This is a genomic window from Bartonella sp. AA89HNZF, assembly GCF_042196905.1.
Lineage (GTDB): Bacteria > Pseudomonadota > Alphaproteobacteria > Rhizobiales > Rhizobiaceae > Bartonella.
The window spans coordinates 1-7,493 of record NZ_JBHIRD010000036.1 but is presented as its reverse complement, the minus strand read 5'-3'; the positions used below and the strand labels follow the sequence as shown (position 1 = coordinate 7,493).

General features: G+C 38.8%; 7 protein-coding genes and 2 pseudogenes. 7 read left to right on the top strand and 2 right to left on the bottom strand.

Features of this window, described 5'->3' with window-relative positions; genetic code table 11:
- On the bottom strand, nt 1–140 hold a 140-nt coding region (locus tag ACFIN0_RS09180), incomplete at its 3' end, for a helix-turn-helix transcriptional regulator (RefSeq protein WP_375633082.1).
- A 207-nt stretch (nt 141–347) separates the two neighbouring features.
- Nucleotides 348–1,514, bottom strand: a complete 1,167-nt coding sequence (locus ACFIN0_RS09175; RefSeq protein WP_375682101.1) for a tyrosine-type recombinase/integrase — start codon at nt 1,512–1,514, stop codon at nt 348–350.
- A gap of 175 nt (nt 1,515–1,689) precedes the next feature.
- Here ACFIN0_RS09175 and ACFIN0_RS09170 point away from each other — a divergent pair.
- From ACFIN0_RS09170 to ACFIN0_RS09140, 7 genes and pseudogenes are all read left to right on the top strand, one after another.
- Nucleotides 1,690–2,964, top strand: a pseudogene (locus ACFIN0_RS09170) (phage portal protein); the annotation flags it as partial.
- Nucleotides 2,965–2,977: 13 nt separating this feature from the next.
- Entirely contained in the window at nt 2,978–3,676 is a 699-nt protein-coding gene (locus ACFIN0_RS09165) for a hypothetical protein (RefSeq protein WP_375702386.1), read from the top strand.
- 157 nt (nt 3,677–3,833) lie between these two features.
- Nucleotides 3,834–5,000: a tyrosine-type recombinase/integrase gene (locus ACFIN0_RS09160; protein WP_375702385.1), complete on the top strand. Its 1,167-nt coding sequence runs from the start codon at nt 3,834–3,836 to the stop codon at nt 4,998–5,000.
- A 207-nt stretch (nt 5,001–5,207) separates the two neighbouring features.
- Nucleotides 5,208–5,408, top strand: a complete 201-nt coding sequence (locus tag ACFIN0_RS09155) for an AlpA family transcriptional regulator (protein WP_011180791.1) — start codon at nt 5,208–5,210, stop codon at nt 5,406–5,408.
- A gap of 101 nt (nt 5,409–5,509) precedes the next feature.
- Nucleotides 5,510–6,001: pseudogene (locus ACFIN0_RS09150) on the top strand (virulence-associated protein E); the annotation flags it as partial.
- Nucleotides 6,002–6,337: 336 nt separating this feature from the next.
- A complete protein-coding gene (locus tag ACFIN0_RS09145) occupies nt 6,338–6,703 on the top strand; it encodes a hypothetical protein (RefSeq protein WP_375702384.1) in 366 nt (121 codons plus the stop codon).
- Between the two features lie 511 nt (nt 6,704–7,214).
- Nucleotides 7,215–7,457 (top strand): hypothetical protein, encoded by a 243-nt coding sequence (locus ACFIN0_RS09140; protein WP_375702383.1) that lies wholly within the window; start codon nt 7,215–7,217, stop codon nt 7,455–7,457.
- Nucleotides 7,458–7,493: the final 36 nt, after the last annotated feature.

The following is a 7,493-nucleotide window of genomic DNA, read 5'->3' as shown; positions in this document are numbered from 1 at the left end:
TGTAACCAACGGGATAAAAAGCCAAATTTTAAAGGTTTTGGGAGAGAGCCATTGGTTACATGACGGCGGAATGTTGAAACACTCATATGAAGCAATTTTGCACTTTCACGGTCAGTTAAAAGAATATCATTTTCTGTCATTCTAAAATCCTTTCTATCAAAAAATGGTAACAAATCATAACTATTTATTAACCACATTTTGGTTCATTTTTGAAGGTATTTTATTTATAGAAAACAATATTTTATCATATAAATTCTCATGTGATAATTTATGAGTCTTATTGAGAGAGAATGAGAGAGAAGAGAGCTAAAGTTATCCACAGATAATGGGGTTATTCACCCCATATTTTAGGTTTGACCCGTGACATAAGCCGCCCATTTATCCATATAGACACGGCGCTGTTCTAGATAATCAGTACGACGATAGGAGCGCTCTACTTGTCCTCCTACTGTATGACTTAGAATAGTTTCAGCGACCTCATAGGGGGCATCGGTTGTTTCTGCTAGCCAATCGCGTAAACTAGAGCGAAAACCATGCGGGCAGGCTTCAAGTTTATTGTCTCTCATATATTGAGCCATACACTTCTCAGCGAGGGGACCGCGACCTTTAGCAGAAAAAAAGAAATCATTACGAGAAAGCAATCGTGCTTGTTTTAAAATGTCTAATGCTTCAGTTGATAAAGGCACGCGAAATTCTTTTGTTGTATCACGCTTGCCTTTCATATTTTCAGCAGGTATGGTCCATATATCCCCATCAATTTGATCTTTATGAATATGACGTAAAGGATTGGTACGAACACCTGTCAGAATAAGCAAACGCAAAGCCAGTTGTGTTATGGTTGATGCTTCACAGAGTGTTTTATAAAAAGCCGGAACCTCTCTCCAATCCATGGCTGGTCTATTAGTGACCTTATGGCGTTGTTTTCCTAAGAGAGCTTTTGCTTTTTCTACAGCTTGTAAATCAACATCTACACCTAATGCAGCCGCATGTTTGAGACAAAGATTAAGACGTATCAATGCTGTTCGAGCAATTACAGCCTTTGTATGCCAAATGGGAGAAAGGGTATTGCGTATCTCTGTTTGCGTAATCTCTGAAACGGGTAAACAGCCTAATTTAGGGAGAATATGAAGGCGTAAAGGTGTAAACCATTTACCATTTTTACCATCACCTTTTAATTCAGCTTTACGAGTTTCAAAAGTATCTAGTGCAATATCTTTTAAGTAATGGAGATTGCTTATTGCCTCACGCTTTTGTTTTTCACGTTCTTTAATAGGGTCACGCCCTTCACGTAAAACAGCCCGCCACCCAGTTGCCAATTCACGGGCTTGTTTTAAAGAGACATCTCTTAAAGCACCCAAGCCCATTTCGCGACGCCGCCCATGAATGGTATAACGATACAGCCATTGAGCACCTCCATCTTTACGCTTATGAAGAAGCAAGCCGGCACCATCATTATATTTGCCAGTTCCCAATGTTGCGACAGATCTTGCATTAAGACGATTCATAAGAACCATTTTTACTCCTTTCTGCTATAGTTTTTACCCACACGTCAGCCCCGCTTGTGGTGTGCAAGCAAGTGATATGAATTGATTCAAGATACACAGATTTAAGATGAGAGAATCTTACGTTATTCAGGGTTCTCATTCAATATGAATAACGCTAGATTATGATTATAAATCAATGCCTTGAACGCTTGTTGAATGCCGTTGGTTTGAAAGCGAGCGATATTACAAAGCGCCCGATTTAAGCACTGGAGAACTTCGTGATTATAGCGAGGAAGAATTTAAGCAGCTCCAGTGCATGATGCCCGATATTCAAGGGGCAGCTTTCAATAAAAAGGTTGTAAGACGTGCTTTTTTAGGGAGAAAGTTGCTTGAATCCCCCGATCAACCTTTAGTTCCAGCTGGTCAATTGGGTTGGGAGTGTATAACGGGGTATTTTGACAAGATAGAACGGCAATTTTATGGGGTTGTGCGCCCGACAAAAGATCCACAACGGTGGGCGAATAAATATTTTAGTCAAGTGATGTATATCCTTAATAGCCAATCCAAAGGGGGGCTTATTGTCGAGGAAGGGGCGTTTAAGGACATCAGGCAGGCTATGCAAGATTGGGCGCGGGCTGATGCGTTGCTAGTTGCTGAAGATGGCGCTCTTGCAGAAGGCAAGATACAACCAAAGCCTGTAGCACAGTTTCCAGAGGGCTTTTTCCAGCTGTTTAATGAAGCTAAGGAAGCAATTAATCAAGTTACGGGCTTATCGCCTGAGTTTATCGGGACGAGAGAAGTCTCACAAGCAGGGATTTTAGAAGCACAACGGCGTCAATCTAGTCTTAACCTGCTTGCTTGTCTGTTTGATGGTTTACGTTTGTACCGCAAGCGGCAAGGTAAGATTATTTTGCACTTGATACAGAATTACTTGTCCGATGGTCGTTTGGTACGGATATCTGGTGAGGAGAATGCGCAATATATTCCATTGACGCGTGAAGAAGTAACGAGTGTCGAGTATGACATTGTTGTCGATGATGCTCCAACCAGCCCGAATGAGAAAGAGCGCACCTTTGGTATCATCACACAGCTGCTCCCATTGCTTCAAAATGCGATTACGCCGGATATTATGCTTGATCTACTTCGTTATTCTCCATTGCCTGCGTCATTGCTTAATCGTGTGAGTGAGAAGATGCAACAGCAGCAAATGGCACAACAAGCCCAACAACAGCAAATGAATCCGGAACAAGAAATGAAGTTGCAGGAAAAGCAGCAAGATATTGCGGCTAAAAGTCAGATGCAACAGATGGATTTACAAGGCAAGCAGATTGAATTGGTCATGCGTCAAAAGAGAGCAGAATTGGAAGCTGAATTGATGCAACAGAAGCATGAGCTTGAACGGGAGCGTATTCTTAATGAACGAGCGCAAAATCAAATCATGCGTGAAAGAGCGGCAACATACAGAGGAAGAAGCATTTGAGAGAGGTTAGAGAATGAATGCAGAAATGAACGAAGCTATGAATGAAGATTACAGAGTTGGAGCACCGGTCTTTGATGATGAGAGCTCTTTTGATGCTGGCACTTATGATGGTGAAACGATTGATAATGATGACATTACGTCTCCAGAGCCGGTTGCACAGCCCGTTGAAAAGCCTTCAGAGATTGTTCCTAGTATAGAACAGCAGCGTATGGAGCAACAAGCCAAACAAGCTCGTGAAGCGCTTGTCAAGCTTTATGAACCCCAGTCCCAGACGCCAATGGTTGAAGGTGAAAATGCACCCCCAGACCCTACACAAGACATTATTGGCTATATGAGTTGGATGGGAAAAAAGATTCGAGAGCAGGATGCGTATATTAGGGAACAGAAAGAAGCGCTAAGACAAGCTGAGGAACAGCAGCAGCATGATATACGTCTTGGTGAATTTTTTAATAATTCTGTTAAGTCGTTTCAAAATAAATCCAGTGATTTTGGTGATGCGGCAAATTTTCTTTATGAGAAGCGTGCGAAGGAATTGAGTTCTTGGTCGTCACTTTATCCTGAGTATGCAGATCCAAACACAATTTCTGAGATCATAAGGAATGAATTGCGTACGATTGTAGCGACTTGTGCACAAAGAGATCTCAATCCGGCAGAAGAAATTTATAGAATAGCGCAAAACCTTGGCTATCAGATTCAAGATATTGATTTATAATGATAATTTAGCGTTATTCATATTGAGTTAGAATCCCGAATAACGGAAGATTCTCTCATTTCAAACCTGCTTATCTTGAATCAATCAAAACCACTCATTTGCACATAACAAGTGGGATGAGTGTGTGGATCAAATTTGTATAAGAAAGGATTTAAAAATGGCTCTTATGAACCGTCTTAATGCAAGATCTGTCGCAACATTGGGGGCTGGAAAATATAATGATGGTGCCGGCTTGCTTCTTCATAAGCGTAAAGATGGAGGTGCTCAATGGATTTACCGTTATACTATTCATGGACGTCGTCGTGAAATGGGCTTGGGAGCGTTGCGAGATGTCTCTTTAAAACAAGCCCGTGAATTGGCAACTGGGTGGCGTTCGGTTTTACGTGAGGGTCGTGACCCCATTAAAGAACGCAATAAACAAAAGCGTGAAGCAATAAGCAATCTCCATTATTTAAAAGATATTGCCGTGGATGCTTTTGAAAGTCGTAAAGCTGAACTCAAGAATGATGGTAAAGATGGAGATTGGTTTTTACCATTACGCCTTCATATTCTCCCTAAATTAGGTTGTCTGCCGGTTTCTGAGATTACACAAACTGAGATACGCAACACTATTGCCCCTATCTGGCATACAAAAGCTGTTACAGCGCGTAGAGCTCTCATTCGTCTCAATCTTTGTCTCAAACATGCGGCTGCTTTGGGTTTAGATGTTGATTTACAAGCAGTAGAAAAAGCACGCGCTCTCTTAGGCAAACAACGCCATAAAATCAAAAACTTACCTGCAATGGATTGGAAAGATGTTCCCGCTTTTTATAAAACGCTTTGCCAAACAACAAACCCCACACAACTGGCTTTGCGTTTGCTTATCCTTACAGGGGTTCGTACCAATCCCTTGCGTCATATTCGTGAAGATCAGATTGATGGGGATATATGGACTATTCCTGCTGAAAATATGAAAGGAAAGCGCGATGCTACAACAGAATTTCGCGTCCCCTTATCATCAGAGGCAATGAAAGTGATAGAACAAGCCCGTTGTATCTCTAAAAGTAATTTCATCTTTTCTTTTTCTAGTCGGGCTCCTATTTCACCTATGGTTATGTCAAAGTATATGAGAGACAATAACCTTGAAGCCTGCCCCCATGGTTTTCGTTCTAGTTTACGCAATTGGCTTGCTGAAACAACCGATGCTCCCTATGAAGTCGCTGAAACTATTCTAAGTCATACAGTCGGAGGACAAGTAGAGCGTGCTTATCGTCGTACGGACTATCTAGAACAGCGCCGTGTCTATATGGATAAATGGGCGGCTTATGTCACGGGTCAATCTTAAGATATGGGGTGCATAACCCCATGATCTGTGGATAACTTTCTCTCTCTTCTCTCTCATTCTCTCTCAATAAGACTCATAAATTATCACATCAGAAATTATATGATAAAATATTGTTTTCTATGAATAAAACATCTTTCTAAATGAACCAAAATGTGGTTAATAAATAGTTATGATTTGTTACCATTTTTTGATAGAAAGGATTTTAGTATGACAGAAAATGATATTCTTTTGACAGACCGTGAAAGTGCAAAATTGCTTCATATGAGTGTCTCAACATTCCGCCGTCATGTTACCAATGGCTCTCTCCCAAAACCTTTAAAATTTGGTTTTTTGTCCCGTTGGTTACAATCGGATCTTATCAATGTCATCGAGCAAGCAAAACAGCAACGTCAAAGTGACGCGGCATAAAAAAAACCTTGTCACGTAAGGACGGACAAGGCTTTCTCAAACTCATCACCCTAGAGATAGCACAATCCGTCCTGTGACGCAACGTTATAGGATTTACAATGATGTGTTCTTTTAAGAATGCGCAAGGTATCACACGTGCCTTGCGCGGGGTTTGGCATGGGCGTTATGGAACAGCCCGTTGCCCTGCTCATGATGATAGGCTGCCTAGTTTATCTATTTCTAATGGAAATGATGGGCGTTTATTGCTCTATTGTTATGCTGGCTGCTCTTTTAGAGAGATCATACAAGCGCTTATTAGAATTGGCTTGCTTGGAAAACAAGCCTTTTTTGATAAAGCTTATGATCAGACGCTTTCTTTCTCAAAACAGTTTTGTGCTGATCTCAAACAAGCAAAAAGGAAAGCAGAGAGAGCAAAAGTAATTTGGCAACAAAGCAAACCAATCAAAAATACTTTAGCAGAAATCTATTTACGCATGCGTGGGATCACGTGTGACTTATCTCCTTATTTACGCTTTTACGACAAATGTCCACACCCCTCTGGGGTTACACTGCCCGCGTTGATTGCTCTTGTTAAAGGGACTGGTTCTTATGCATTTGAATTTTCCCCATAACAAAGCGCGTCTCACCATTGCAATGGATGGGGATGATGCGGGTCGTAAAACAGTTTCACCCTAGCAAAGCGTGCCTATAATAATGCCCCTTTAAATAAAGAAAAACGGCATTTTTGAACTACATAACATCATAATTAAACACAATACAAATAAATAAGGATAAAATAGTATATAATTTTGTCACATATTACCAATACAAAATCGCATATTATATCATTGTTCTAATAAGATAGATAATACCATTAAATATAATACATATTGATACAATAAAAAGAATCATTCATAAAATGCGTGAATAATCTAAATAATAAGAAAAAAATGACTCCTCTAGTAATATTGATAGCTGTAATACTTTGTTTGCTATATGCTTATTGGCGTTATTATGAATTTAAAAAGTGGGCGTTTTTTCCATCTTTGTTAATAGTTGTAGGCTCTACTACAATATTCTTTCTTTTAGCAGTAGATTATCCTGTGGAAGAGGCTTGCAAACCAATTCACATAGGACATGATCATAATTCAACTCTTCATTGCATTATTAGTGATATATATGAAGATCTTAGTTATATTTTAAGAGAAGGACATGGTGTTGAAATAGTAATTTTTTGTTTAGTGTTTTCAATTATATCTCTATGTGATAAAATTAAAGAACGAAATATTGGTCGTGATAAAGAAAACGACAGCTAAAATGCAGCAATGATTATAATGGTCCATGGCAATAATTTTCTTAAAGTATGTAATTACACGTTTTTACAAAAAATGGTCGTACTTAATTTAACTACCTTTTAATTGTGTTAAAAACTATTCGGTCATAAATTATTAAATCTATTTATCTTTTGCCTTCAAAAATGTTGCTATCTATACTTTATATAGTTTATCTATGATTATTAGTAATGGGATTCGTATAGCTTCAAAATAGCACGGTGATTGAAAAATTGTTCCAATCTCTGTAATAGCTCATTATTAGAAAGCATTTAGCTATGAAACACCAGCTATTTTTCTCTCTATAGCTTTCAAAAGTATGGTATCAAAAATGAAGCAACTAGAAAAAAGAAACCTACAAAATATTCAAGAATAAAAACAATAAATAAGCCATTGCTATTTTCTCTAAATCTTTTGAAATTAAAAGGACAGTGATAAGCTTTTTTCTAAAGAAACGCCTATTGGCAATGATATCATAGTAGAAAAACTTAAGAGTTTGCTTAATAGAAATTTGCATGAACTTTTTTATTGGTTATTAGATATCTTTACTTTACGCGATATTCATCAAAGAAGTTGGACTTCTTTAAAAGATAATCAAACCGTTAAGCAAGCTTTGGAGCTTTTATGCCGTTGTAACTATATTCGTGAAATCTCTGGAGAGAATAACTCCCAAGGCGGTCGACCTACCATACGTTATAAATGGCACCCTTTAGTGAAAAGTCATAAGACATCACACTGAGGCAATTTGGAAATCTTATAAAACATTAAACAATAT